Source organism: Bradyrhizobium sp. USDA 4341 (assembly GCF_054063755.1).
In genome coordinates this window covers 1,341,357-1,367,294 of the sequence record NZ_JBSSGO010000002.1, presented here as the reverse complement: position 1 = coordinate 1,367,294, position 25,938 = coordinate 1,341,357, and the positions used below count along the sequence as shown (strand labels likewise).

At 61.7% G+C, this 25,938-nt stretch carries 26 protein-coding genes; 9 read left to right on the top strand and 17 right to left on the bottom strand.

What is annotated here, in order from left to right; translation table 11 throughout:
- Nucleotides 1-100: 100 nt before the first annotated feature.
- The 7 genes from tnpC to ACVIGB_RS12340 all read right to left on the bottom strand — a co-directional run bounded on the left by tnpC (nt 101) and on the right by ACVIGB_RS12340 (nt 7,137).
- A complete protein-coding gene (gene tnpC, locus ACVIGB_RS12370; protein WP_456724947.1) occupies nt 101-1,579 on the bottom strand; it encodes an IS66 family transposase in 1,479 nt (492 codons plus the stop codon).
- A gap of 122 nt (nt 1,580-1,701) precedes the next feature.
- Nucleotides 1,702-2,058, bottom strand: coding sequence for an IS66 family insertion sequence element accessory protein TnpB (tnpB, locus tag ACVIGB_RS12365; protein WP_456718266.1), 357 nt, complete (start codon nt 2,056-2,058; stop codon nt 1,702-1,704).
- Nucleotides 2,055-2,474, bottom strand: coding sequence for an IS66-like element accessory protein TnpA (tnpA, locus tag ACVIGB_RS12360; protein WP_456718265.1), 420 nt, complete (start codon nt 2,472-2,474; stop codon nt 2,055-2,057). Before tnpA ends, tnpB begins: the two co-directional genes overlap by 4 nt.
- A 192-nt stretch (nt 2,475-2,666) precedes the next feature.
- The gene (locus tag ACVIGB_RS12355; RefSeq protein ID WP_456722483.1) at nt 2,667-3,485 is read right to left on the bottom strand and encodes a hypothetical protein; all 819 of its coding nucleotides are present in this window, start codon (nt 3,483-3,485) and stop codon (nt 2,667-2,669) included.
- Between the two features lie 523 nt (nt 3,486-4,008).
- Nucleotides 4,009-5,238 carry an esterase/lipase family protein gene (locus ACVIGB_RS12350; protein ID WP_456722484.1) on the bottom strand — a complete coding sequence of 410 codons (1,230 nt, stop codon included), beginning with the start codon at nt 5,236-5,238 and terminating at the stop codon, nt 4,009-4,011.
- 357 nt (nt 5,239-5,595) lie between these two features.
- A complete protein-coding gene (locus ACVIGB_RS12345; RefSeq protein WP_456722485.1) occupies nt 5,596-6,798 on the bottom strand; it encodes a hypothetical protein in 1,203 nt (400 codons plus the stop codon).
- Complete coding sequence (locus ACVIGB_RS12340) at nt 6,799-7,137, bottom strand: hypothetical protein (protein WP_456722486.1); 339 nt, start codon at nt 7,135-7,137, stop codon at nt 6,799-6,801. It lies immediately after the preceding gene.
- Between the two features lie 153 nt (nt 7,138-7,290).
- On the opposite strand from ACVIGB_RS12340, the gene ACVIGB_RS12335 reads away from it, so the two are divergent.
- Nucleotides 7,291-7,548: a hypothetical protein gene (locus ACVIGB_RS12335; RefSeq protein WP_456722487.1), complete on the top strand. Its 258-nt coding sequence runs from the start codon at nt 7,291-7,293 to the stop codon at nt 7,546-7,548.
- 205 nt (nt 7,549-7,753) lie between these two features.
- Here ACVIGB_RS12335 and ACVIGB_RS12330 read toward each other — a convergent pair whose 3' ends face one another.
- The 3 genes from ACVIGB_RS12330 to ACVIGB_RS12320 all read right to left on the bottom strand — a co-directional run bounded on the left by ACVIGB_RS12330 (nt 7,754) and on the right by ACVIGB_RS12320 (nt 11,590).
- Nucleotides 7,754-9,076 (bottom strand): hypothetical protein, encoded by a 1,323-nt coding sequence (locus ACVIGB_RS12330; protein ID WP_456722488.1) that lies wholly within the window; start codon nt 9,074-9,076, stop codon nt 7,754-7,756.
- 67 nt (nt 9,077-9,143) lie between these two features.
- Nucleotides 9,144-10,307 carry a tyrosine-type recombinase/integrase gene (locus ACVIGB_RS12325; protein WP_456722489.1) on the bottom strand — a complete coding sequence of 388 codons (1,164 nt, stop codon included), beginning with the start codon at nt 10,305-10,307 and terminating at the stop codon, nt 9,144-9,146.
- Nucleotides 10,308-10,714: 407 nt separating this feature from the next.
- On the bottom strand, nt 10,715-11,590 hold the full coding sequence (locus tag ACVIGB_RS12320; RefSeq protein ID WP_456722490.1) for a LysR family transcriptional regulator: 876 nt from the start codon (nt 11,588-11,590) through the stop codon (nt 10,715-10,717).
- A gap of 103 nt (nt 11,591-11,693) precedes the next feature.
- Here ACVIGB_RS12320 and ACVIGB_RS12315 point away from each other — a divergent pair, with 103 nt between their 5' ends.
- Nucleotides 11,694-12,305, top strand: a complete 612-nt coding sequence (locus ACVIGB_RS12315) for a DUF1989 domain-containing protein (RefSeq protein WP_456722491.1) — start codon at nt 11,694-11,696, stop codon at nt 12,303-12,305.
- Between the two features lie 24 nt (nt 12,306-12,329).
- Entirely contained in the window at nt 12,330-13,259 is a 930-nt protein-coding gene (locus tag ACVIGB_RS12310; RefSeq protein ID WP_456722492.1) for a LysR substrate-binding domain-containing protein, read from the top strand.
- Here ACVIGB_RS12310 and ACVIGB_RS12305 read toward each other — a convergent pair.
- Both ACVIGB_RS12305 and ACVIGB_RS12300 read right to left on the bottom strand, forming a co-directional pair.
- Nucleotides 13,240-14,124 carry a polysaccharide deacetylase family protein gene (locus ACVIGB_RS12305; protein WP_456722493.1) on the bottom strand — a complete coding sequence of 295 codons (885 nt, stop codon included), beginning with the start codon at nt 14,122-14,124 and terminating at the stop codon, nt 13,240-13,242. The genes ACVIGB_RS12310 and ACVIGB_RS12305 overlap by 20 nt on opposite strands.
- Before the next feature lie 36 nt (nt 14,125-14,160).
- The gene (locus ACVIGB_RS12300) at nt 14,161-14,832 is read right to left on the bottom strand and encodes an FMN-dependent NADH-azoreductase (protein ID WP_456722494.1); all 672 of its coding nucleotides are present in this window, start codon (nt 14,830-14,832) and stop codon (nt 14,161-14,163) included.
- 298 nt (nt 14,833-15,130) lie between these two features.
- Between ACVIGB_RS12300 and ACVIGB_RS12295 the strand changes: the two genes are divergently transcribed.
- Nucleotides 15,131-16,591 carry a purine-cytosine permease family protein gene (locus ACVIGB_RS12295; protein ID WP_456722495.1) on the top strand — a complete coding sequence of 487 codons (1,461 nt, stop codon included), beginning with the start codon at nt 15,131-15,133 and terminating at the stop codon, nt 16,589-16,591.
- Nucleotides 16,592-16,613: 22 nt separating this feature from the next.
- On the opposite strand, the gene ACVIGB_RS12290 is transcribed toward ACVIGB_RS12295, so the two are convergent.
- On the bottom strand, nt 16,614-17,540 hold the full coding sequence (locus ACVIGB_RS12290; RefSeq protein ID WP_456722496.1) for a LysR family transcriptional regulator: 927 nt from the start codon (nt 17,538-17,540) through the stop codon (nt 16,614-16,616).
- A gap of 122 nt (nt 17,541-17,662) precedes the next feature.
- On the opposite strand from ACVIGB_RS12290, the gene ACVIGB_RS12285 reads away from it, so the two are divergent.
- The 3 genes from ACVIGB_RS12285 to ACVIGB_RS12275 all read left to right on the top strand — a co-directional run bounded on the left by ACVIGB_RS12285 (nt 17,663) and on the right by ACVIGB_RS12275 (nt 21,899).
- The gene (locus tag ACVIGB_RS12285) at nt 17,663-19,018 is read left to right on the top strand and encodes an MFS transporter (RefSeq protein WP_456722497.1); all 1,356 of its coding nucleotides are present in this window, start codon (nt 17,663-17,665) and stop codon (nt 19,016-19,018) included.
- Nucleotides 19,019-19,050: 32 nt separating this feature from the next.
- Nucleotides 19,051-20,295: an amidohydrolase family protein gene (locus ACVIGB_RS12280; RefSeq protein ID WP_456722498.1), complete on the top strand. Its 1,245-nt coding sequence runs from the start codon at nt 19,051-19,053 to the stop codon at nt 20,293-20,295.
- Between the two features lie 404 nt (nt 20,296-20,699).
- Complete coding sequence (locus ACVIGB_RS12275) at nt 20,700-21,899, top strand: adenylate/guanylate cyclase domain-containing protein (RefSeq protein WP_456722499.1); 1,200 nt, start codon at nt 20,700-20,702, stop codon at nt 21,897-21,899.
- Between the two features lie 8 nt (nt 21,900-21,907).
- On the opposite strand, the gene ACVIGB_RS12270 is transcribed toward ACVIGB_RS12275, so the two are convergent.
- Nucleotides 21,908-23,221 (bottom strand): chloride channel protein, encoded by a 1,314-nt coding sequence (locus ACVIGB_RS12270; RefSeq protein WP_456722500.1) that lies wholly within the window; start codon nt 23,219-23,221, stop codon nt 21,908-21,910.
- A gap of 183 nt (nt 23,222-23,404) precedes the next feature.
- Nucleotides 23,405-23,800, bottom strand: coding sequence for an NUDIX hydrolase (locus ACVIGB_RS12265; RefSeq protein ID WP_092115072.1), 396 nt, complete (start codon nt 23,798-23,800; stop codon nt 23,405-23,407).
- Nucleotides 23,801-24,247: 447 nt separating this feature from the next.
- Between ACVIGB_RS12265 and ACVIGB_RS12260 the strand changes: the two genes are divergently transcribed.
- Together ACVIGB_RS12260 and ACVIGB_RS12255 are read left to right on the top strand one after the other, a co-directional pair.
- On the top strand, nt 24,248-24,544 hold the full coding sequence (locus tag ACVIGB_RS12260) for a hypothetical protein (RefSeq protein ID WP_342711844.1): 297 nt from the start codon (nt 24,248-24,250) through the stop codon (nt 24,542-24,544).
- 155 nt (nt 24,545-24,699) lie between these two features.
- Nucleotides 24,700-24,927, top strand: coding sequence for a hypothetical protein (locus tag ACVIGB_RS12255; protein ID WP_456722501.1), 228 nt, complete (start codon nt 24,700-24,702; stop codon nt 24,925-24,927).
- A 67-nt stretch (nt 24,928-24,994) separates the two neighbouring features.
- Here the strand turns inward: ACVIGB_RS12255 and ACVIGB_RS12250 are convergent, their stop codons facing one another.
- A complete protein-coding gene (locus tag ACVIGB_RS12250) occupies nt 24,995-25,321 on the bottom strand; it encodes a VOC family protein (RefSeq protein WP_456722502.1) in 327 nt (108 codons plus the stop codon).
- Nucleotides 25,257-25,757, bottom strand: a complete 501-nt coding sequence (locus ACVIGB_RS12245; RefSeq protein WP_456722503.1) for a MerR family transcriptional regulator — start codon at nt 25,755-25,757, stop codon at nt 25,257-25,259. Before ACVIGB_RS12245 ends, ACVIGB_RS12250 begins: the two co-directional genes overlap by 65 nt.
- Nucleotides 25,758-25,938 lie beyond the last annotated feature (181 nt).

The following is a 25,938-nucleotide window of genomic DNA, read 5'->3' as shown; positions in this document are numbered from 1 at the left end:
GTTTAATAGGCACAGAAAGAAAGCAGCCTGCGCCGTTGGCGGCGCCGACTGATTCAAAAAAAGAAGCCAGCGCACCGCTGAAGGGGAGTAAGCGTCGTTCTCAGGCCACAGCTTTGAGGTCTTGACGACAATAGGCCCACGGAAGCAGCTGATCGATGTCGCTGTTTGGATGGCCGTTGACGATCCTGGTGAGGGCGTCGGTCAGGTAAGCGAGCGGATCGACGTCGTTCAGCTTACAGGTTTCGACCAGGGAGGCGATGGTGGCCCAGTGCTCGGCGCCGCCGTCGGAGCCTGCGAACAGCGCATTTTTTCGGTTCAGCGTGATCGGACGGATCGAGCGCTCGACGACGTTGTTGTCGAGCTCGATGCGGCCGTCATTGATGAAGCGCGTCAGGCCCTCCCAGCGTGAGAGCGCATAGCGAATGGCGTCGGCCAACTTGCCCTTTTGGCTGATCAACGCGAGCTTTGCGCGGAGCCATCGCTCGAAGGCTTCCGCCAGCGGCCGGATTTTCTGCTGCCGAACGAGACGGCGCTCCTCGGCGCCGCGACCACGGATGTCTCTTTCGATGGCGTAGAACTCGGCGATATGCTTGAGCGCCTCGCTGGCAATGGGCGCGGGACCGGGTGTGGCAAGTTCGTAGAAGTTACGTCGCATGTGCGACCAGCAGAATGCAAGTTGGACATCGCCACGCTCGGCGAGCTTGCCATAGCCGGCATAGCCATCGACCTGCAGGATCCCTTCGAAGCCTGCGAGATGGGCGATCGGCCGATCGGCTTTGCGATCGGGGGCATAGACATAGGCAACGCCCGGCGGATCGGCACCGCCCCACGGCCGATCGTCCGCTGCATAGGCCCAGAGCTGACCGGTCTTGGTGCGCCCGCGGCCGGGATCGAGCACCGGCATCGTCGTCTCGTCGGCGAACAGCTTTGGCCGTTGCCTGAGCTTGGCGAGCAGACGGTCATGCAGCGGACGCAGGTGGAAGGCAGCTTGTCCTACCCAGTCCGCCAGCGTCGAACGATCGAGCTCAATGCCCTGGCGGGCGTAAATCTGCGCCTGCCGGTAGAGCGGCAGGTGATCGGCATATTTGGAGACCAGGACGTGGGCGACGGTGGCCTCGGTCGGCAATCCGCCCTCGATCAGCCTAATCGGGGCCGGCGCCTGCATGACCCCGTCCTCGCAAGCCCGGCAGGCGTATTTGGGACGCCGGGTCACGAGGATCCGGAACTGCGCCGGGACCAGGTCCAGCCGCTCGCTTCTATCCTCGCCGATCCGGTGTAACTCGCCCTCGCAACAGGGACAGGTCTTGCCCTCGATGTCGACGACGACCTCGATCCGCGGCAGGTGCATCGGCAAGGCGCCACGGTTGCCGCGGCGCGTGCGAGCCCGCGCCTCACGGCCTTCAGGCGCGCTCACGTCCTGTGCCGTCTCGTTGTATGCGGCAACCTGCTCGACGTCTTCCAGTCCCAGCAGCATCTGATCTTCAGGCAGCGTCTCTGCCCGCCGGCCAAACCGATGCCGCTGCAATTCCTTGATGATTTGACGCAGCCGCTCGCTCTCGCACCGCTCGGCAAGCAGCATCGCTTTCAGCGTCTCGGGATCGTCAGGCAGGGCGTCGCTCACACCCAATTCAGAGCATATTCGCCGCCATCTGGCCACGCGTCCCACGCTCCTGATTCACTTCGCCGCGGCGCTGCCAACAGCTATCCGGCTTGCGTTGGCGCCGGCGTCTCTCGCGCCTCATGCACAAGCCGCCAGTCGAGCCCCTCCAGCAGTGCCGACAATTGCGCCGCCGATAGGCGCATCACGCCGTCCTCGATCTTCGGCCAGCGGAAGATCCCATCCTCGAGCCTCTTGGCGAACAGGCACAGACCCGTTCCGTCCCAGAACACCAGCTTGATCCGATCCGCGCGCTTGGCCCGGAACACATAGACAGCTCCCGAGAATGGGTCTGCCCGCATGCTCTCGCGCACCAGGGTCGCGAGCCCTTCCATCCCCTTGCGGAAGTCCACCGGTTTGGTCGCCACCATCACCCGGACCGCACCCGACGGGCCGATCACCGGATCGCCTTCAGTGCCTGGACAATCGACGCAATCATCCTCGCATCCGCACCACGACCGGCCCGGATCGTGATGCCGTCGACTTCGATCTCGATGATCCCGGCATCGCAACGGCGAGCCCGGGTATCCGCCTTGGCCTTGCAGCGCACCGCTTTGCGCTCAACAGCGGGCGCCGGCACCGCGGCATCCATCACCGCCGGCACAAACTGTACTTCTTCTATTTCGGAATGACCGCCTGCTCCTTCTCGCAACTGACGTCGCCAGCCAAACAACTGCTGCGGCGACAATCCATGCCGTCGGGCTACCGAACAGACCGAGTCGCCGCTCGCCACGATCTCTGCAACGATCCGCGCCTTGTCCTCATCGCTCCACTTCCGCCGGCGGCCGGCTCCGGTGAAGACCTCAAGCCGCCGCACCGGCTCCGTGATAGCGCTATGCACTGTGTCCATTCTAAGCCTAACGGTCCAACCGAACCGCAGACTCGCAGATCACTCCGTCATCCGGAAGGTGGCCGCTGAACAGCGCTTACGAAGGGGAAACGGCGGTGCGCTGTGAAGTCGATTTAAGAATTGAAAGTATGGAAAGCGTCGAAACGCCAATCCATACTTTCAGTGTACCACGCTAGGTGGGGGTGCTGTAGACACCCACGGTTCAGCCAGTCTCACCGGTCCGGGTGTTTGGTTCAGATACGATTTTGCGCGCTGCGGATGACAGACGGCCGGACGTGGGAGCGTGAACGCCCCAACCATCGGCATGACAAATCTGGGAGACTCGCCGTTCTGTTCAATCCGATCTAGCTTGTCATAGAACCGGGTGAGTTGACGTAGCGCCGCCAGGATCATGGCCTGTCCGGCTGCGCTTGCCTGCCCACGATCCTTGCGACCTTGGTCGAAACCAAGCATTTGAGCGGACCAGCAATCAACCATGACTTGCTTTAGCACTCTGAACCCATCACCCAAAAAATCTTCAACGAGAGCCACCACCTGTCGAGCATAGAGATAACGCGCGGTCGGGTTCTTCACTGTTGGATCATCCTTGAAGGGATCGTGCAGCGGTTCGCCTAGCGCAATGGCGAGATGGATTCGGAATAGCTCCGCGTTGGTCCAATTTCTCCGATTTTCAAATTCATTGTCGCCCAACTCTTCCCGGGCGGCCATTTCCTTCAGCGGATAGGGTTGTGGTTTGTTGTCGTTTGCGACAGGCGGCTGACGGGCGTCGCCATAGACATTTACTTTCGTCTCAACAGGCAGAGGTTCGTTCGGGCGGAAGTTGACGCGGGGGCTGGTTCGCTTGCCATCCAGTGCACGGACTTGATCATCCGTCTGTCGTGGAGCAGCGACAGTAGTCAGTTCGCCTGTGTCCTGGTCGTGCTGTGTAACTGTTTCGGCCCGCTTCACGCGGACTACGTCTGAAATCGTTCTTGCCATGTTACTTTCAATTCAATGCTCAAAAAATCCCGCCGCCATTCTGGCTGGTCAGGTCGCGCAATAGGTCGTCACCCGCCGCAAGGCGAGCGCTGGCCGTTCGGTTAGATTGGTGGTGTCCCCGGGGCCGCGAAAAAATGCGGCCAGTTCCTAATTGCAATGACGGTGTTCTAGCGCAAAACGGTACAAAAATCTACCCGCGTGCACTTCTTCGTTGTCAGAGTTCTAACTGAATCTCGCGCCAAAATCTAGCTGCGGACACTTGCCCGTGTCGCGCGCGGGAGCCGATACAGACGGTGCGCTAGGAAATGGTCCCCAGGGACGCACGGGTCCCGAAAAAACAATTTTTGAAAATACAGGCTGAGCCGAGGCGGGTCGCCGAACGCCACTGCGTTCTCGTGGCACGCGTTGCTTGAATGGTCCGCTTTGGGGCGCAGAGCGGACTTAGGCTGACGCCGTGGAAGGTCCGAAAGGGCCATAAGCAACATAGCGGCTGAGTGGAGGTCAGTTGGGTACACTCGGCTGGTCAGGCGCGCAAGACTCGTCGCGCGAACCACGAAATGGCTACCGCGACACTAAAACTTACGAGCGCAAGACACGTGATAACCACGAAAACTACTGGTTGACGTTCATCATTATACAGGGTGTGGTTGAGAACGTTCACTGTTCCACCACCTATCCCCCCAAGAGAGAACTGGAACGGGTTCGACCACTCCAGTCTCACTTGAAACCAAGTAGCTGCAATTATGCCTGCAATAAGTGGACCCGCTATTCCAGTAACGAGTAGCCGAGTTCCGAAAAGCGATTGGCCGATAAACACTTGAATAAACACTTGCGATGCGGTGGTCACGATAACAATTAGCGAAAGGCACAGCGCACCCTGGAGCGCTCCTCGCCATGCGTTTCCGCTGGGCGGCGGCTTTTTACTATCTGCGGGAATCGAAGAAACTGAAAATTCTGCAACATCCGGAAAGTCGATTTCGTGATTGTAGCGGTAGGACAAACTCGGAATGGCTTCATCGATCAGTTTGAGCGTCTGACCAACAGTAATGTGGTTATAGTTACGCGGCTTAGTGATAGTTATGTGGGTCGCATCGATCGGGATTGGCGAACATTTCGGGTATCCACCGTCAGACGATGTTTCATCAACAACGCGAACCCCGGCGGTATTTTGTGTTTCGAAGAAGATGCAGGGAAGAATATTTAGCTGCATGTAGTTATTTCGAAACCAAATGTTCAAATCGCGTAGTCTGGCTTCGTGCGGAGCTAATTCGGAAATGGACGCTGTCGTCCGCAACACGTACTTTAAGAATTGAGCTATGCCAGCAAGGTGGCTACCCGCGTGCGGCGTTGAAAAAAATACTATTCCTCTAGTTTGATCAGCAACTCGCTTGAACCGCGGCGTCACTGTCGTGGAATGTCGGATGATCTCCTTTGCAAGCAGACCTCCCATGCTGTGGCAAACAAACACGATTGGCCGCGACCCAATGTTTTTGTTGTCAAAAAGTGCAAGCACGTTTAGAGCCCTGTCTGGCAGGGGCATGGAATGTCCGGTCCATTCGGAGGCGTGCACGTCATACTTCAAGGACCAGATATTCAAGTCCGGACGATTCCGACTTAGCCATTCGCCCCACGAATTAGGGCGATCGAGAACCCAGCTACCGCTTGAATCGCCTTCCAGACCATGGACGAAAATTACGTCACCCGCAGCTTGGGTTTCTGCCCTATGTACAGAGATAAGTTCGGTTTCAGCCATAGTACGGGTGCTCCGCACGAACATCATGGACCCTGGGTTGCAACATGACAAGGCGGCAGGAAAGCTTCCGCTATGGCAGCCCGGCTTACCGACGCCTGTGATGTCGCGGCACTGGATGTCCGACCCCAAGCTCAGGGAGACGACATCCCATCGGTTCAAACGGGAGATGAAAATCGCCTTGGCTGTTGCGCATAAGACGCTGGCGAATGGCCGCTTCCGGTCAGAAGCGGCTCTGGTCGGCGCGAGGCGCGGACTTCCGAAGTCCCATCAAGTAGACGTTCGTTGACCGTGGCAGCGGCGGTCGGGATGGCACCGGGAAGGCCAACCCGATCGCAATAACCGGGCTGGCCTGTAGTTCTACTGGGCTGCGTACTCGATGCGCCCCATCGCTTTAACGGTAGCCAGCAGAGTCTTGCCGTGGAAATCCGACGTGTCTCCGGGCTCTAGAAGACCGGTGGCTTGCCGCACCTGCGTAAAGAATGCACTACCTTCACGTTGCACATTTTCGTCGGCAGAAAGAAGTTTGAAGGCATGTGAAAACTCGGTGCCCTCGTGTCTTCCTTCCTCAATGCGATACGCGAATATTAGTCGTCGTTCTTCACTGAAGCTGTCGCCAGTGATTTCACTTCCGACGATCTTGACCCGATGCCTACCGATCGGTGTCTTCGATGACAGCCCGACATCTTTTGGAGCCGTTTGCAGCTTGCCCTTGTCCGGGCCGTTTTCTCGGTTGCGGGCTATGGCCGCCTCCTTTGGGTTTTCGTATGGCTCCGGCAAGTCTTCCAGGTATCGCTCTTCGGCGAGCCAGGTGTGCAGATGCTTCCACCATTTCCTTTCGGTGCCGGTTTGCTGGTAGTGGGAGGCCCAAGCAGTGGCCTTCGCCACAAGCTCGTCATGTAGCGCTGATGAGGGCGCCAACGCTCTGTACGCGGCCTGTGCCTTGGCACGCTGGTGTTTGCGAGGAAAGACAGCCCAAAGCTCTTCGAAGCCTCCCGGGTCCACCGCCGAAGCCGCCGGGTCGGCCTCTAGGCCGGACGCGGGCGGTGCCGTAGGCACGGCGGGGGTATCTTCATGTATACCTACCGTAAGCATGCCTGTAGGCATGTTACGTAGGTATGTTTGGGTGCCTTCAGGGGCACCGCTAGGGACCATAGAGGTGCCTTCAGGGGCCCCCCTTGAGGTGCCTTCAGGGGCACCGCTAGTAGAGGTGCCGTCTAAGACACCGCTAGCCGCCTTCAATGCAAAATCGAAATTCAGGTCGTATTCGGTTGGCCGTGTCCCGATGCCTTGCCGGATAACGCTGATTACGCCGTGTTCGATGATCCGGCGCAACGACGGAATAATCTTATTGCGCTCTGCACCGGTTGCCATTTCTAGATACCTCAGGCTGGCCCGAGCATTACCGAACTTCGCGTAATACCTTTCAATAACGTGACGTGCGATCTTGTGATCCAAACGCGTTGCCCACGGCGCATCGATAACAGCACCGAGCAATTTATACTGCTTGAGCAGAACTGGTTCGGAGGTGGGACTCGAACCGTTCAAACTTGAATGGGCCATTTACGCGGAAACACTCTCTGCCGTGAGATTTTGCAGCAGAATTTTCACGAAGAAATTGAAGTTCACTGAGCGATGCTGAAAACCGATAACTCTAGCGGATTGGCTCAAAGCGTTTCGCCAGGTTTGTGATTCCCACCCGCCGAACTTGGGCTGCAATTCTGACCACTGTGCTTCAGTGATATCAGTTGCGGCAAGCGCCAGCTTCTCAAGGGCTTCGGCTGCCTTTGCGTTTCGAGGATCGTCCGGAAATTTGACGACTAGCGTTCTGCGCCAAGCGGCGGTTCGTTCAAGTGATCTAGCGATCGATTCAATGCAATCATCTTTGTCGTTCAAAATCATTTTCAGTTTCTGTTGTTTGATATGATGAAGGACCCGTCGCTACAATTAGTCACGGGTTGGTGGCCGGAAATTCCGGTACTGATACAACGCTAAAGGAAGTGCCGGGCGTTGCGGGCCGGGTTATCTAAAAGTGACAGGAATTGCAGGAAAGACATGAAACAAGTAGTCAAACGATGCGCCGACGTGATCCTCAGCGGTCGAAAAGCGCGGCCGAAGGAATTCCATTGGTCGATCTATGGAATCGCGGCCGGCGCATTCGTAGGACTATTTTTGGGTGGAGTAGGCATAGCCGCGCTGGGCGCGGCCATCGGCGTATCGGCTTGGATTATCACGGCCATCGCCGGAGGAATGATCGGCAACCGAATAGGTATCGGGAAAGACAAGGCAACCCTGGCCAAGGTCAAGAAGTGAAGCCGTTCGAATCTGCATCAATTGTCGTCGCGCGGTAGTTTTGCGATTGCTCGACGGAGCATGATTCAATGCAGCGCGTGCGGACTAACCCGCCGTCACCGGCCGGTGGCCCAGAACGACCAACTCCTCCGGAGTAAACGCAGTGATCGCAGTGCGGATTCTCGGACATGTCGTATTTGCCTGTTGCGCACCTGTGGATGACTCGCTAGCCCCTGTTGCCACCCAGCTTAATATGCGGTTCGGCCGGATCGATCTTTTCTTCGTCAATGGAAGCCGCAACGACATCGCGGCCGTACGCCTTGCGGTGCTCCGTTCCATCAAATTCGAAGACGAAGCTAAAGGGTGCCCAGTGCTTTGAAAATTCCGACTCTTCTATGCCATCGTCGCCGTTCAGTTCGGCACTGAACAAATTGATTTGCGCGTTTGGTGGGATAACCCCTGAGTCTCTGACGGGAACGAGCATTACGTTTCGTCCATCAACGACCTTTATCGTCATTTCTAGACGCGCTCCCGTGATGCCAGATATCAAGTACGCGTTTTTCAGTCGTATTTCCCTGTCGCCAGTATTCTTCCCTTCGATGTTGATTGAAATAATATCTCTCCCGCCATCACCTCGCGGTGCCCAACGAAGATGCGGAATTGCCACCCACGCGAGTGGTGTGCCTTCCAACTTCCGGTGGGCTACTTCGTACTCGTAGATAATGTTGGGCCGAGCCGGTTTCGCAGAATTGAAATGCGCAGTTCTGATGAGGTCGGCGGGAATACTGACTGGCCCACTATTCGGGTCCGGTGCCCGCCCATCGTAGGTGACAATCAATTCGTCACGAGCATTCAAGGCCAATCGGAAATTCGCGACTGTCGGCGTGCGAGTTCCGTATATCGTTACCTCCAGGTCACAACTCTTAAAGCCGGGGATGTAATACATGTACTCGTCTTTCCCCGGCTCGAAGAACATGTGTAGTATTGGGTTTCCGTCTTTGCGGGCACAGACGCTGATCTTTTTTGTTTGTCCGGGCCTAAGATGAAACGGGCCGCCGCCATCTCTCTCTCGATTTCTTGCAGTCCTCAGAGGCAGTGGAAGATTCGGTTTATAGATGGCGGTCATGTCGTCGGCTTCGTTGCCGCGCGGGCCAGACGATCGAATCGGCCTCATATCTGTTACTACCGCTAAGCAATTCTGCAGGTCGTCTCCCGAATCGTTCTTGATTTCGAACTCAAAAACACGACTGTCCATGAGCGGGAGAAATCCACATTGGAAGCTGACGACCTTGATCTTGGCTCGAAGTTGTTCTTCGAGTTCGATTATGCGCAACAGGTGCGAATTGCGTCGGTCAAGCCATTTCCTCGACCCATCGAGAATGATGATTGCGCAAGCAGCCGCAATCAATGCCAGGCCCATGATGACGGATGGCGGAAGCCCCTTGAACCATGAAAGCCATGCGCTCACGAGTGCCGCCGCTGGCGGGCAAACGTATTGTATAATCGTCCACAGGTTTGAGGGAGAAAATAGATTCTTTAGCCAAGACATATCTTTCTCCACCCCGAACTCTAAGGTGCGTAGTGAAGCCAGACGATACGCGATTTGCGGTCCATGTTCAGCCGGCCTCCACGACCTTTATCACATGTTCTTCCCATTTGGTCAGCGCGGCGAGCTTTTGACGGAGATAGTTCGCGTTGTTGTACACACGGTCCATGTCTTTCTTGGAGTGGTTCAGTATCGACTCTGAGACCTCGCCCGTCACGTCCAAGTCTTCCGACATTGTGGTTTTGCCGGTGCGGCGCAAATCGTGAAAAACCCACGGCTCGTTGAATTTAACGATTTCGTCGAGCTTCTCTTTCAGGTGCGTGTAGTTGGCAAAGCCGGTGTCCCACTTACCGAACACCATCGTTCGATCGTCGAGCTTGCGCGACGATATGATTTCGTAGGCGAGTGGGGCGAGGGGGATAATGTGCTTTCCGCCCTTTTTGTTCTTGACCCGGCTCTTTGGAAACTCGAGTCGCTTTTCCGCAACGTTGATTTCGGACACGCTCATGTCGCCAATTTGACTCTCCCGTTGCAGGGTTAGCACCATAAGCTTGAGGACATCGCGTTCGTCATCGGAGAATACGTCGTTGGCCAACGCTGCCCAAACACGTTGCAATTCGCTGCCGCTCAACTCTCTGTCGCGTCGAACCTCTGGAGCCTTGTTCGTCTTGTCGACCGGATTATGGGTGCAGTGACCTTCGCCGATCGCCCAATTGAAGAACTTGGACAGGGCGGAACGGGCGCGGTTCATCGTTGTTGTGCCCGTCTTCCGGATTTCCGCCAGTTCAAGGGCAACGTCTGCAATCTGTATATCGTCCAACGCCATGCCGTGGAGCGCCTTGAAATGGACGTTCAACGCACGCTTGTTGTCGTTATAGTACTTCGCCGCCCATTCCGGCTTGAAGGTTTCGAGGAAAGGGTCAACGTAAACGCCGAAGGTCTTAGCCGCCTTGGCTACCGCTTTCTTCCGCTGGGTCGCTGGATTGATCTTCTGGGCGACTAGGTCAAATACGGCCTTCGCATGGACCTTGGCATCCGTGAGGCTGACCTTGCTGGCGTTGCCTAGGGTCATGCGACCCGATTTCGTACCAATACGGTATTGAGCGACATAATATTTCCGCCCGCCGCTCCGGACCCGGAGGCCAAAGCCGGGCATGCTCTCGTCAAACTCAATGTGGTCGGACTTTCCGGCTGGCGCCTTGAATGCCCTGACGTTGGCTTCGGTGAATTTCATGGTAGGCGGCCCCTCGAATTGGGAAGCATATGGGAAGCACTGAGAGTGCGTCCGACTGCTTTCCAGCTCCCAATAATCAGCCACCTTTTCATTGTGCCCGTGAAAAACGCAAGGGGAATGCTTCCCAGTTCACACCACTTCCTATTGAAAATCTGACTGTAAATCAGCCGCCTCATGGCTTCGCAGGTTCGAGTCCTGCCTCCCCCACCACGCTTCGCCCTGACGGGCTACGCGTGGCGCAGCCACGCCTGACCTGTCAGGGCAAAGCGTGTCCGGCGTAGCTTGAGCGCCAGCGAAAGCGAAGACGACGGACTGGCCAAGGGCCTCGCTTCCACGAACTTCAATTCGACACGTTACTCCCATTTCGCTGGGCATGCCGACAAGGCGTCTCGCGCCGCCACCACGACTCACCCCCGCAACCCGCGCCGCAGCAGTTTCGCGAAATCCTGCGCCATCTGCGACGGCGCTTCATGCGTCGGCGAGAGGATCGCGATCTGGTACTGGATCTTCGGCTTGAACGGGCGGATGGCGAGGCCCTCGGTGAAGGGCTTGCTCACCACCGGATCGACGATGCCGACGCCGCGGCCCTCGGCGACGAGCTGGCACGCGGTCGAAAAAAACTCGGTCTCCGCCACCACGTTCCAGCGCGCGCCATATTCGGAGAAGGCGGATGCCAGTTGCTGGTAGATCGGATCGCCGCGAAACAGCGTGACGAACGGGACGCCGTCGAGGTCGTCAGGGGTGATCTGCTTGAGCTTCGCGAGCGGATGCGCATGTGGCAGCATGCACACGCACTCATACGAGAACACCTCCATGTGCGAGGTCGGATAATCCAGCGGCAGTTCGGCGACCGCGAGATCGAATTGCTGCGTCGAGATCAGCTCGCGGACGGTCGCGGAATTGCGCGTGATGATCTTGATCTGCAGTTCGGGCTTGTCCCTGGCGAACTGCGACAGCAGGCGCGGCAGCAGGCTGATCGAAATGCTCGGATAGGCCGCGATCGCGAGGTGGCCGCGCCGCCCGGACCTGATCTCGGCCGCAACGCGCGCTGCGTTCTCGGCGGCTTCGAGGGCGCGCGCCGCCTCGACATAGAACAGCTTAGCTTCCGGGGTCGGTTGCAGGCGGCCGCCGCGGCGCAGGAAGAGATTGAGGCCGGTCTCGTGCTCGAGGCCAGCGATCATCGTGCTGATGCCGGGCTGCGACATGCCGAGCAGTTCGGCAGCCCTTGTCATGGTGCCGTGGAGCATCAGGGCGCGGAAGCATTCGAGCTGTCTGAGGCGCATGGGGCGACTATACGAATCTGCTATAATGGGAACAATTAATATTATTAGAATTACATGACGAGCGGTGCTCCAATGGCGCAACGAGCCATTGAGGAGGCACCAAATGACCGCAGCAACCATCGATCTGACCCGCGCCCGTCTGATTCCAGCCCGCAACGGCGTGGCGGCTCGCCTGGATGCGGGGGAGACGGTCATGGTCGTCAACACCCACGGCAAGCAGGTGGTCGATACCTGGGCGTTCAATGCCCGCGACACCGGCGAGTTCATGTCGATGGAGCACAGCCGCGCATCGATGCTGCGGCTTGTTCCGCGCGTGGGCGACACGCTGACCACCAACCGGCGTCGCGCGATCCTTACCTTCGTCGCCGACACGACGCCGGGAATCCACGACACGTTGATCGCGGCCTGCGACATTCACCGCTATCGTCAGCTCGGTGCCGCCGGCCATCACGACAATTGCACACAGAATTTGGCGCACGCGCTCGAGGCGATCGGCCTGTCGGCTGCGGTGACGCCGGCTCCACTCAATCTGTTCATGAATGTACCCGTCACCGACGGTGGTCAACTGGACTTCAAGTCGCCCGTCAGCGAGGCGGGGCAGTATGTGGCGCTGCGTGCGGAGATGGATCTCGTCATCGTGTTCTCCGCCTGTCCGCAGGACATGGTGCCGGTGAACGACATGCGGCCGACCGACGCTCACTTTCTCATCGCCTGATACAGGCCGCGCGGAGAACCAATCATGCGCAAGCTGCCGCCGCTCAATGCCGTCCGCGCGTTCGAAGCCGCGGCGCGCCACGAGAGCTTCACCGCCGCCGCCAATGAACTCTGTGTCACGGTGACGGCGATCAGTCACCAGGTTCGGCAACTCGAGGCAATTCTGGGCCACAAGCTGTTCGAGCGCTCAGGCCGCGCGGTCGTGCTGACCGCGGAGGGCCATGCGGTGTTCCCCATGCTGCGCGACGGCTTCGACCGCATGGCGAGCGCCTTCGCCGCGATCCGTCAGCCGGCCGACGGCGATGCGATCACGGTATCGACCACGCGCGCCTTCGCCGAGCGCTGGCTGATGCCGCGGCTCGCGCGCTTCAACGCGGCGTTTCCGCACCTCGTCGTCCACATCGATGCGACCGAAGAGGTGCGGACGCCGGGTGCCGACGGCGTCGATCTGGCGATCCGCTACGGACGCGTCGACCGCGCCGGCGAGACATCGGTGCTGTTCAGCGATCGCTACATCGCGGTTGCGGCGAGCGCGATCTGTCCGCCCGGTGCCCGGCTTGCCATCGACGACGTCCGTTCGCGTTCGCTGCTGGCCTACCGCTGGAAGAACGCCGCGCTGGATTCGCCGGCGTGGTCGGCCTGGCTCGCGGGGGCCGATCATGATCCCGGCCGGGACTTCCGTATCTCATGGTACAGCGAGGAGCCGCTGGCGTTGCACGCCGCCGAGCGCGGGCTCGGGCCGCTGTTGTGCAGCGATGCGCTGGTGGACGAGCAATTGCGTCAGGGCACGCTGCGCCGGCTTGATGGTCCCGCGCTTGCGGGCTTTGCCTATCGTCTCGTCGATGCGCCGAGCGCTGCCCGGCGCAAATCGGTGACGGCGTTCATCGACTGGCTGCGGGCCGAGGCAGCCACCTTTCGGGCGGCTCCCGAACAGGTCATGACACGGGCCGCGTGAAGTAGGGCAGGGTCTCGACGCGGACCTGGTAGGTGCCCGCCTTGACCAGGCCGTCGAGATGCGCGGCGATGTCCTCGAGCGATGCGAACCAGACCTTGCGTTCGGCAACGATTTCTTCGAGCCAGCGCTCCACGACGCGCCAGCGGGCAAGCCGGCCGGTCAGGAACGGGTGCCAGATCCCCATCCAGAATCCGCCGGCCTCATAGGCCGCCTCGAACTCCTCGAACGAGGCGGCAAGGCCTTCGCTCGGCGATTTGACCGGCATCATGTAGCCGATCTCCGCGTAATGGGCGAAGGGCGGCCAATCGTCCGATCCCCAGTGCGGCGGCATCTCGTAGAGCGACCCGCGCGCGGTGCGCATCTGGTACGGGATGTCGTCGGCCATCAGCGACGAATCGTAGACAAAGCCGTGCTCGATCAGGAGATCGATGGTGGTCTGGTTGGCGTTGTAGACCGGCGCGCGGTAGCCGCGCGGCTTGCGCCCGGTCATCGCGACATGGATGCCGAGCGCGCGTTCGAAGGCCTCGCGCTGCTCAGCCGAGGAAATTTCCGTCGGATCCTCGTGGAAGTAGCCGTGATGGCCGATCTCGTGGCCATCCTTGAGGATCGCCTCCACCGCATCCGGATAGCGCTGCATGGTCCAGGCCGGCATGAAGAACGATTGCTTCAGGCCGAGGCGGCGATAGGTCTCAAGGATACGCGGCACGCCGACGGTCGGCCCGTATCGTCCCATCGTGATCGGATAGAGCCGGTCGAAGGAGTCCTTCGGGCGCGCGATGTGGATCAGGCTGTCGGCGTCGACGTCGAACGTGATCGCACAGGCGCAACGCGCACCGTTTGGCCAGGGGATGGGGTTGCGGATCATCGGATCATCCTCGTGCAGCCGGCGGACAGCGGTGCATCATTCCGCGGCGACATTAACAGGCTCGTCGATTCCAAGACACTGCCGGACCAGCACCGGAATCGCGGCGAAGGCGTCGGCGAGCGAGCGCCGGTAGCGTTCATCGTTGAACTCCTGGTAGTCGACCGCGATCAGATGGCTCTCCTGCACCCCGAGATAGTGTGCGCAGGTGAAGATGTGAGTCTCCAGATGGTTCATGGTTTCCCGCACCCCGCCGGGGCCGAAGCCGAATTCGCCGCGCGAGCTCAGCACCACCAGCGTCTTGCCGCGCATGATCGGCTCGAGCGGAAAGTCGCCGCGCGCGAGATCGAAGCTGAAGGTCTTGTCGATGCGGATCACCTTGTCGAACCATGACTTCAGCGCCGCCGGCATGCCGTAATTGTGCATCGGTGCGCCGATCACGATCACGTTGGCGCGTTCAAGCTCGTCGATCAGCGCATCGGAGAGACGAAGCTCGTCGTGCTGCTCCGCCGTGCGGTCGCCGGGCGCGGTGAAGGCGGCGGCCACCCACGCCTCTGTGATGAGCGGCGGCGGGGCGCGGCCGACGTCGCGCGAGATGATCGCGGCGCCGGGCTCGTGCGTCAGCCAGTGCTCGACAAACGACTTGGAGAGCTTCCGGCTGACCGAACGGTCGCCGCGCGGGCTGGCATCGATATGCAGAAGTGTCGTCATCCCTGGCCTCGGCTGATTGGGGGCAATGCGTCGGCTCCACAATGACCCGGGTGTCGGGTTCGGCGTGATTGACGAATCCGGCAGCTGAGTTGAGAAAATCTCAACAGTGAAGCGGCGCGCCATGGTGACGCGGTCTGCGAGCGTGATCGCGGCGGGATCTGTCCGCTATTCAGCACGCAAACTTCACTCTCGATGTCGTCTCAACCCGGTTTGAGGATTTCTCATTATCGTCTCACGCTGCCTGCTGCTCAGATGCCCCATCCCGGCCCAAACCAATGCGCCGGACAACGGGGGAAACATGTTGCTCAAGCAGACACAGCTTCCGGCGCAGGATGAGGCCGGCTTCGATGCCCACGGAATTGAACCGGTGCCGGCGGCGCACCGCACGTCGTCATCATCAGATCAGTTCTGGATCTGGACCGGCGCGAACATTGCGCCGATCAACTGGGTGCTGGGCGCGCTCGGCATCCAGCTCGGCCTGAGCCTGCTGCAAACGCTTGCCGTCATCGTTGTCGGCAATCTGTTCGGCGCGGCGCTGTTTGCCGCCTTCTGCCTGATGGGGCACCGCACCGGCGTGCCGCAGATGGTGCTGGGCCGGCTGGCGTTCGGCCGCCGCGGCGCCTATCTGCCGGCACTGGCGCAGGTCCTGATGCCGATGGGGTGGGTCGCGATCAACACCTGGATCGTGCTCGATCTCTGCATGGCTGCGTTCGATCGGATGGGGCTTGGCGGCAGCATCGAGCTCAAATACGCGATCGCGGTGCTGGTGATGCTGTTCCAGATCGGCATCGCGGCCTGGGGCTTCAATGCCATCAAGGTGTTCGAGCGCTACACCATGCCGTTCATCCTGCTGATCATGGCGGTCATGACCGCGCTGGCTTTCCTGCGCGTCGATATCAAGTGGCAGTCGGCAACCGTCACCGGCATGCCGGCATTCGCGGCGGCGACGCAACTGATGACCGCGATCGGCGTCGGCTGGGGCATTTCGTGGCTGACCTATGCCTCCGACTATACGCGCTTCACCAAGCCCTCGCTCGGCGCCGCCAAGGTGTTTCGGGCGACATTCCTCGGCATGTTCCTGCCGACGGTCTGGCTCGCCTTCCTCGGTGCTGCCATTGCGTCCGCCGGCGCCGGCTCCGATCCGTCGAAGCTGATCATCGCGGCTTTTGGTGCGATGGCGCTGCCGGTGCTGCTGGTGCTGCTTCATGGTCCAATCGCGACCAACATCGTCGTGATCTATTCGGCGGCGCTGTCGTCGCTCGCGCTCGATCTGCGGCGGCCGCGCTGGGTGATCTCGGTGCTGTCCGGCCTGATCGCCTCCGCGATCCTGTACGCCTTCCTGCAATCGGGCGATTTTGCCCATGCCTTCGACAACTTCATGGTCGCCCTGATCGTCTGGATCAGCCCATGGGCCGGAGTGACGCTCGCCGACTTCTACCTGGTGCGACGCGGCCGCATCGATGTCGCCTCGCTCTACGAGGAACCGGGTCGGGATCGTGATTTCAACTGGGCCGGGCTGATCGCCTTTGTCGCCGGCTTCGTAGCGGCGTGGGCCTTCCAGATGGGCACCATCAAGGCCATGCAGGGCCCGCTGGCGTTGGCGACCGGCGGAGTGGACCTGTCGTGGCTTACCGGCATCGGTGTTGCGATGGCGAGCTACCTTGCGCTGCATCGGCTGTTTGGACGTCCGCTGGCGCGGAGTGTCCCGTCGCCGGCCGCAGACGCAGTGTCGATCGAGCCCGCGCCCACATCGACCTGACAGGGGCACGGCTTGCGCCTGTTCACTCCATCCGCGCAAACATCTCCACCAGTGTCTCGCGCAGCCAGCGCTGCGCGGGGACGGTGTCGTTGCGCTGGTGCCAGAACAGGCTGACGATGCGCGGCGGCGCCGGCAGCGGCACCGGCACCGCATGCAGATGGGGCGCATGGCGGGACTGCGCGCTGAGATCGCGCGGCAGCACCGCGATCAGGTCGGACTGGCGCACGATCTCGTAGGCGGCGTTGTAGTGATTGACGGTCGTGACCAGATTGCGCGACAGCCCGCGCGAGGCGAGGAACTGGTCGTAGGTCGGTAGCGTCTTGCCGGCAAGGCTGACGTCGACATGCTTGGCGTTGAGGAAGCTGCGGGCGTTCAGCCGCTTCCTGCTCGCCAGCGGATGATCCCGCCGCATCATGCAGGCATATTCGACGGTCCATAGCGATCGTGAGCGGATCACGGCCGGCGGCTGCTGCGCTTCGTTGACATAGACGCTCAGCACGCAATCGACCCGGTTGTCCTCGAGCCGGTCGCCGATCTCGAGAATGGTATTGGGCAGAGTGTGGATGCGCGCGGAAGGCGCGATTTCGCCGAAGCGCTTGATGAGCCGCGGCATCACCAGCGAGGACACGTAGTCCGACATCGACAGGCTGAATTCGGCCTCGGTGCGCCGCGGATCGAAAGCGTCCTCGTCGAGTGCATGGCGGACGTGTTCCAGCGCGTCGCCGATCGGCTGCCACAGCGCCACCGCGCGCTGTGTCGGGCGGATCCCGCTGGCTGTGCGTACGAACAGGGGATCGCCGAGCGCGTCGCGCAGGCGGGCAAGGGCGTTGCTGACCGCGGGTTGGGTCATCGTCAGCGCGCTCGCCGCGCGCGTGACGCTGCCCTCGGTCATCAGCGCCTCGAAGACTTTCAGCAGGTTGAGGTCAAGCGTGCGGAAGGACACGAGCAATATTCACAATGGTGATGTACCAGATAACAATTATAAATTATTCCCATAATATTGATTTGTCTATCATTCCCCCGGCTGACCTCGCGGCGCGTGCCGACCGTGGGGCGGAGGGGAGCTTTTTCATGTCAATGATTTCGGCGCGCATCGAGCGCCTGCCGTTCGCGCGTTTCCATGTGCACCTGCTGCTGATGGGCGGCCTGGGCTATCTGTTCGACGCCATGGATGCCGCCGTGCTGGCGTTCATCCTGCCGGTGCTGCGCACCGCCTGGGGGCTGACCAATGTCGAGACCGGCGTGCTCGGCAGCAGCACCTTTGTGGGCTATCTGTTCGGCGCGCTGCTTGCGGGGACGCTGGGCGACCTGATCGGCCGCCGTGCGGTGATGATGTCGGCGCTCGCGCTCTACAGTGCGGCCTCGCTGGTCAGCGCGACGGTGGACAGCTGGCCGGCGTTCTTCGCCGCGCGCGTCGTCGCCGGCATGGGCACCGGCGCGGAAAGCGCGATCATCGCGCCATATCTCGCGGAATTCGTGGCGCGGCGTTACCGCGGCGCCTTCACCGGCGCGCTCGCCGGCTTCTTCTCGTTCGGCTTCGTCGCGGCCGCCTTGCTCGGCTATTTCATCGTGCCGGCCTACGAGAATGGCTGGCGCATCGTGCTCGTCATCACCGCCATCCCTGTCGTGATGCTGCTGTGGTGGCGCCGGTCGCTGCCGGAATCGCCGCGCTGGCTGGAAAGCCGCGGCAGGGTGAAGGAAGCCGAGGCGGTGCTCGATAAGGTCGAGGCGAGCTTCGCGCGCGAGGGCCGTATGCTGCCACCGCCGGTCGCAGAGCCCGTTCTGCCGGCCGTATCGTCGGGAACGCTGCTGAGCAATTTTGCGGCGCTGTTGGCCGGCCGCCAGGCGCGGATCACCACCATGACCTGGATCATGTGGCTGTCGATCACGTTCAGCTATTATTCGTTCTTCGTCTGGATTCCCGGCCTGCTGGTGCAGAACGGCATGAGCATCACCAAGAGCTTCGGCTATTCGCTCGCGATGTATTGCGCGCAGGTGCCGGGCTACTTCACCGCCGCCTTTTTCAACGAGCGGATCGGCCGGCAGTCCACGATCGCATCCTACATGATCCTCGGCGGCGCCAGCGCGCTCGGGCTCGCCTTTGCCGCAAGCGACGGGCAGATCATGGCGGCCGGCCTGCTGCTGTCGTTCTTCATGAACGGCACCTATGCCGGCGTCTATGCCTACACGGCCGAAGTGTTTCCGACGGCGATCAGGACGACCGGGGCAGGCCTTGCGTCCGCCATCGGCCGCATCGGCGCGATCATTGCGCCGATCCTGGTCGGCTATCTCTACCCCAATTTCGGCTTTGCCGGTGTGTTCGGCGTCACCACAACGGTGCTGTTGATCGGTGCCGTCACCGTCGTGCTGATGGGCGTGCCGACGCGCGGCCGATCGCTGGAAGACATCGCAAGCGAGGCCGCGTGATCCCACCGGCTACGTTCTGACAGGAGACCCTTATGTCCACGACCCTCTTCAAGAATGCCGCGCTGCTCGATCCGCTGCGGTCCGATCTGCTCGAAGGCCACCACGTGCTGGTCGAGGATCGCCTGATCAAGGAGGTGTCCGACCGGCCGATCGAGGCCTCAGTCGATCGCGTCATCGACCTCAAGGGCAAGACCCTGATGCCCGGCCTGATCGACCTGCATGTGCATGCGGTCGCCGTCGAACTCGACCTGTCGCAGCAGGCGCGGATGGCGAACGTGCTGGTGACGCTGCGCTCGACCATGCTGCTGCGGGGCATGCTGAAGCGCGGCTTCACCACCGTCCGCGATGCCGGCGGCGCCGGCTATGCGCTCAAGCAGGCGATCGACACCGGCCTGACCGATGGGCCCCGGCTGTTCGTCTCCGGTCGCGCGCTCAGCCAGACCGGCGGGCACGGCGACGGGCGCGGCCGCTCGGACTATCTGGCCGACCCGACCTGCTCCTGCTGCGTGCGGGTCGGCGCGATCGCGCGCGTGGTCGACGGCGTCGATGCGGTGCGCAAGGCGGTGCGCGAGGAGCTGCAGATGGGCGCCGACCAGATCAAGATCATGGCGTCCGGCGGCGTCGCGTCGCCGACCGATCCGATCGGCGCGTTCGGCTATTCCGAGGACGAGATCCGCGCCATCGTCGCGGAAGCTAAGGCGCGTCACACCTATGTGCTGGCGCATGCCTACACCGCGGAGGCGATCGAGCGCGCGGTGCGCTGCGGCGTGCGCACCATCGAGCACGGCAATCTGGTCGATCTTCCGACCGCGCGCCTGATGGCCGAGCAGGGCGCCTATGCGGTGCCGACCCTCGTCACCTACGAGGCGTTGGCCACCGAAGGCGCCAAATACGGCCTGCCTGCCGCGAGCGTCGCCAAGGTCGCCGACGTGCGCGATGCCGGCTTGCGCTCGCTCGCGATCTATCGCGAGGCCGGCGTCAAGATGGGTTTCGGCACCGATCTGCTCGGGCCGTCGCAGCGGCTGCAGAGCGACGAATTCCGGATTCGCGCCGAGCTGCTCGGTGCGCAGGCCGTGATCCATAGTGCGACCATTGTCGGCGCCGAAGTGCTCGGCATGGAAGGCAAGCTCGGCCGCATCGCGCCGGAGGCTTTCGCCGATCTGCTGGTGGTCGAGGGCAATCCGCTGCGCGACGTGGCGTGCCTGCTCGGCCAGGGCGAGCACATCCCGCTGGTGATGAAGGCCGGCAAGGCCGAGGTCGACCGGCTCGGCGGGTAGGACGGGAAGAGGTCGGGCTGAATCGATCCTGCGACAGGCTCCCTGAACCGCTCCCGCTTGCGGGCAGGGCGATCGCATATGGCTATCGGCCAAGTTCCATAGCCGGCCATGACGACGTCGAGACGTCAGTTGTAGAAGTCCGCAAACGCCATATGCGATAGTCCCGGAGCGAGGCGCCTCTGCACGATTTCTGGATAATAGAAGAATGCCGCTGATTTGCCCGACGAGTCAAGTTGCCGCGTCCGCCGGTTACTTTGCATGGGGTTGTTTTCGATATTTTGGCAGTGCGTCCATGCGACGGCAGGCCGATTAGCGCGATCACGATACCGCTGGCGGCGTTGACGCGGCCGGGCGGAAGCACGACATATCGCGTGCCGACCCCACCCGCCGCTCCGGAGCAAGAAATGAACGCGCCCCCCAACATCGATCGCGTCACGCCGCAGTCCGACGGCGACGTTGTGAGCTGGCTGACCAACGAAACGCGCGACCAGCGCTTCATCGACAATATCTTCGCCGAGCTGTGCGTCCGGCTGCAGCGCACGGGCATTCCCCTCAAGCGGGCGACCATGAATCTCCTGATCCAGCATCCGCAATGGCTCGGCGCCCGGATCATCTGGGCCGACGGGAAACGCGAGGCCGAGATCACGCGGGTCGACTACGATGTCCAGCAGCGATCGGAATATATCGGCAGTCCGGTCTACGAAATCCATCAGGGCGCCGACGAGGTGCGCGAGAAGCTCGAACGTGACCCGTCGCAGGGCCGCAAGCACGCGCTCTATGACGACATGCGCGCGCAGGGCCTGACCGATTATGTGGCCTGGCCGCTGCTGCATACGCTCGGCAAGCGGCATGTCGTGACCTTCGCGACCGACCGTGCCGGCGGTTTCGATGATGCGCAGATCGCCAGCCTGAAGACGGTGCTGCCGGTGCTGGCGCTGGTCAGCGAGATCCGGATGAAGAACCGCCTGGCGCGGACGCTGCTCGAGACCTATGTCGGGTCGCACGCCGGCGAGATGATCCTGGCCGGTGCGACCCGGCGGGGCAGCGGGACGACGGTGCGCGCCGCGATCATGATCTGCGACTTGCGGGATTTCACCCGGATCTCGGACTCCTGGCCGCGCGATGACGTGATCGATCTCCTGAACGACTATTTCGACGCGATGTCGGAGCCGATTGCGCGGCATGGCGGGGAAATCCTGAAATTCATCGGTGACGGCCTGCTTGCCATTTTCCCGCTCAGCGAACCCAAGGCCTGCGCCAACCTGCTTCATGCGGTAGCCGAGGCGCGGCTGGCGATGGCGGCGCTGAGCGAAAGGAACGGCATGATGGGCCGTGCGCCGATGAATTACGGCATCGGCGTCCATGTCGGCGACGTCATGTACGGCAATATCGGATCGCGCACCCGGCTCGACTTCACCGTCATTGGCCCTGCCGTGAACATGGCTTCGCGCCTCGAAGCCCTCACCAAGCAGTTGAAGAAGACGGTGCTGCTGTCCCGCGCCTTCGCGGATCTCGTCGAGCACGATTTCGCGCTCGAACATGTCGGCGAGCACCCGGTGCGCGGCTTCAGCGAGCCGATCGAGCTGTTTGCCTATGACGGCTGAAGAAATCTTCAGGCCGGCGTCGCCTTCTGCGCCGGCGCAGCCCGATCGATGAATCCCTTGGCGAGGGCGTGATAGACGCCCTCCTTGCAGATCAGGCGCGAACTCGCATGGGCGATCAGGGCCGCGGCCATCAGCGGCACGACCATGGCGTGATTGTCGGTCATCTCGGTGACGATCACGAAGGCCGTAATCGGGGCCTGAACCACGCCGGCAAAATACGAGACCATGCCGAGCAGCATGAGGGCCGCAAGCGGCGCGCCGTGAAACAGCGGCGCGATGTTGGAGCCGAGCCCGGCGCCGACCGCGAGCGAGGGCGCGAAGATGCCGCCCGGCATGCCGCTGATCGAGGCGAATGTGGTCGCCAGGAATTTCCACACGCTGAAGCTCGCGGGCAATTGTGATCCGGCTTCGAGCGCGGATTTGACCTGCTGATATCCCGTGCCGTAGATCGCGCCGTCGGAGGCGATCCCGCAAATCGCCGCTGCAAATCCGCAGATCGCGGCAAAGCCAACCGGATAGCGCTTGATCGTGCGTCCGACCGGATTGGCAAATCCGCGCGCCATTGCGATCAGGATGCGGCTGAACAGGCCGCCCGCCAGACCTCCGGCCACGCCGCAGAGCGGGACCGCGAGCCAGTCGGCGCCGTTGCGCAGGGCCGTCGCGCTGGTGCCGAAATAAGTGTAGTTGCCCATCAGAGCGAGCGAGGTCAGGCCCGCGGCGATCACCGCGCCGATGATCAGGCTGGAGGTTCGCGTCTCGAAGGCGCGGCTCATTTCCTCGATGCCGAATACGATCCCGGCCAGCGGGGTGTTGAAGGCTGCCGCGACGCCGGCCGCCGCACCGGCAAGGATCAAGCCGGGTTGACGCCGGGGCGAGAAGCGGCCGAGCGCAAACATGATCGACGCGCCGATCTGCACCGTTGGCCCCTCGCGGCCGACCGATGCGCCGCACAACAGGCCGAACAGGGTCAGCAGAATCTTGCCGGCGGCAATGCGCAGCGAAACCAGACTTTCGCGGGCGGTCTGGTCGGTCAGATGGCGCGCGGCAATGGCCTGCGGGATGCCGCTGCCCTGCGCGTTCTGAAAAAAGCGATTGGTCAGGTAGACCGACAGGGCGAACCCTATCGGTGTCAGCACCAGAGAGGCATAGCGGACATGCGACACCAGTGCGGAGAAGGCGACCTGCGCCAGATCCGCGAGCTGCGCGAGCGCGACGGCCGCCGCACCGACTGCAATGCCGCCCAACAAGAAGATGGCCCGGCGCTGCCAACGCGCGGAAACGATTCTGAACAGCCGCCTCTGGCGGTTGGAGGGGAAGCCCATTCTGACGCAATTCCGGCTGATGTCGTGGTCCGGTCCGGACGGATCACGTCATTCCTAGCACGCGTCGATGGTGGGCGAAGCTCAACAAATCAGGAAGGCGTGCCCGCGCAGCCGCCACGTGCCGAAGTCGAAGTTTGTGTTTTTTCCGCGGGCAGCAGATATCCCGCCGCCTATCTCCGCTGTCTATCTCCTGCGCCGCTGCTTCCTCGGAAACAGCCGATCGCGGATGTAGCGCGAGGTCGGCGTCAGGCGAAGTCCGCGCGGCTTCTGCCAGGCGGCGCGGTCGATCTCTTTCTTGTCGCCGATCGCCAGCCGTCCCTTGGCGTTCTTGGCGATGAAGATCGCATCGCTCATCCTGCGGCCGGAACGCTTGTTCTTGGCCGTCACTTCCTTCCACAGGCTGAGCCTGCCGAGCTTGAGCTTCGGCAGCTCTTCCTTGATCTCACGCTTCAGGCAGTCCTTGCCGGTCTCGCGCGCACGCCTGCGCCCGCCGGGGAACATCCACAGCCCGTCAGATCGACGTCGGACCAGAAGGACCTTGCCGCGCTTCGCGGCAACCAGTTTGGAAGACTTCGTCATGTACTGCGCAATGATCGAAACAGAATCGACTCCATTCTAATTTGTCTATTTGAGTAGACAAGTTCCAAGGGCGAATTGTTCCACAGTCATATGTCGGCTGTTTGTCTGCCACGGATCGCCTGAGCACTGAGGAAATCCTGACGACACGCATCCTCTAAGAGGAGGCCGCAAATGAAGAGGCCGCCGGCTGTGGCGGTCTGTCGCGGCCTCACCGCGGACGCTTGCACGCGTTCGCCCGATCCCGGCCGGGCGCGTTCGTCCGTGGCTCTCGGTCGCTTCATCGAACATCCTCACGTTGAGTTTGTGGGAATGGTGATCCTCCTGGTTCCCGCAGCAGGAACCGGGCACGGCCTTCGATGACAAAAATCCACGACAGGCGGGCTCCGCCGCTTGACTGTATGTTCTCGTTTTGTTCTAATTGCCCTCCATCGTGAATAGGAGGCCGCCATGGACAACCGTATCAGCGAAATTCGCAGGCAGATCAGGGCGCTGCGCGTCAGCATGCTCGAGGCCGAGGCCATCATGCGACAGCAGATCAACCGGGATGAGGACTGCGCCTTCGTGGCCGGGGACCTCCTGAAGATGCGCCTGGTGATGAGCCGTCTGGTCGAAGAGCGGGGCATGCTAGGCGACCGCGAGCCGATCATCGTGCATGCGAGCGTTGCTCCGCGCCGCCGCGCCGCGACACCGATCTTCCTTCGCGCGGCGAAGCGGGAGCTCGTCGCCGGCGAAGCGCGTGGGTGATGACGCACTAAGGATGCGGCGGCTGCGCGCCGAGTTGCGCGAGCTCGACGCATCCGTGAACCGGCTCAGGCAGGCCGGACGCGATAGTGCATCGGCGCAGCTTCTGCTGTCGCGCAAGCGCGCCGAGCTCGAGGACGTGATCTGCCGGAGGAAAGATGAGAGAGCCGCTTCGGTATTTCCACGACAGCGATGATCATGCGCCCTGGATCAAGGCGCTGGCCGAGGTCCGGCACATGGCGACGCGGGAAGGCTGGTGCTTTAACCACGTACAGGCGATCATCGTGGCGATCGACCAGTATGCGGAGGCCGCGCTTGGCAACCGCGAGTTCTTCCTCAACCGCCCGCAGACCGTCGGCCCGCTGCGGCGAGGCGAGGTGCCGTAGACGCAGCATCGCGTGCGACATTTTGCGAGCTGGCGCTGTCGTCATCACCGCCGTGTGGTTGACATGCTCAAGGCAGCACATCGGCGGGATGTTTGTCGCGATGCTCGACATATTCGACGCGGGTCTGGTCCGGATGCAGCACCAGCATGTTGCGGCCGGTCGGGACCGGCTTGGGGGCCTCGAGTATCGTGGCGCCGACGCCGGGGAGATGCGCGGCGAATGCATCGATGTCGTCGACCAGAAACGTCAGATGCGTCGCCGTGAACGGCTTCAGGCTCCGTTCCGTCCCTGCAATGAACAGGATCGAGGCGACCTGCGCCAGCCTGAGATCATATTCGGGATAGTCGAACCGAAGGCGCGCCCGCTGGCCGATCAGGGCTTCGTGGAAGGCCACGGCCTCGTCCAGGCCCTCGAGCGGCAGGTAACGTCTCGCCAGGATATTGAGTATCTTCATCGCCAGGTCCTGATGTTCTCATGTTGCTGCGACCGCCATCCGCTGCAGCCAGACGACGCGACAAGGCGCGCCGCCGCTTGCGCAGCGCCGCGATCGCTCGATCGATCTGGTCGAGCTTCTCCTGCATCACGGCGGAGCAGTTCACGCGCGCGCCGCGCCGGCCGTCTTCAAGCGCGGTCAGAAGATTGCGGAGCTCGCGGGTCGAGAAGCCCGCGGCGATGAGGTCTTTCACCCACGCAGCTCGCTCGATCTCCGACGCGGAGTAGCTTCGATAGCCGTTTGAATTCCGGCGCGGCACGATCAGGCCAGCCGCCTCATAATGCCGAAGCGCCCGTGCACTCACGCCAAGATGGTGTGCCGCCTCCTGAATCCGCATCGCGATCTCCTGTCGAGGGTCGGCCTAGCACCTTCTCATTAGTGGCAATGTCAAGCGCCGTGTTGCGGGGGCTGTGCCGGGCGCCGCCGCTGAACTGCGTCAATCCTCCGACGCGGACGCAGGGGCCAAATGTCCCGGCCTGCCTGATGTGGCCGGGATGGCCAATCCGCTGCCGGCGACA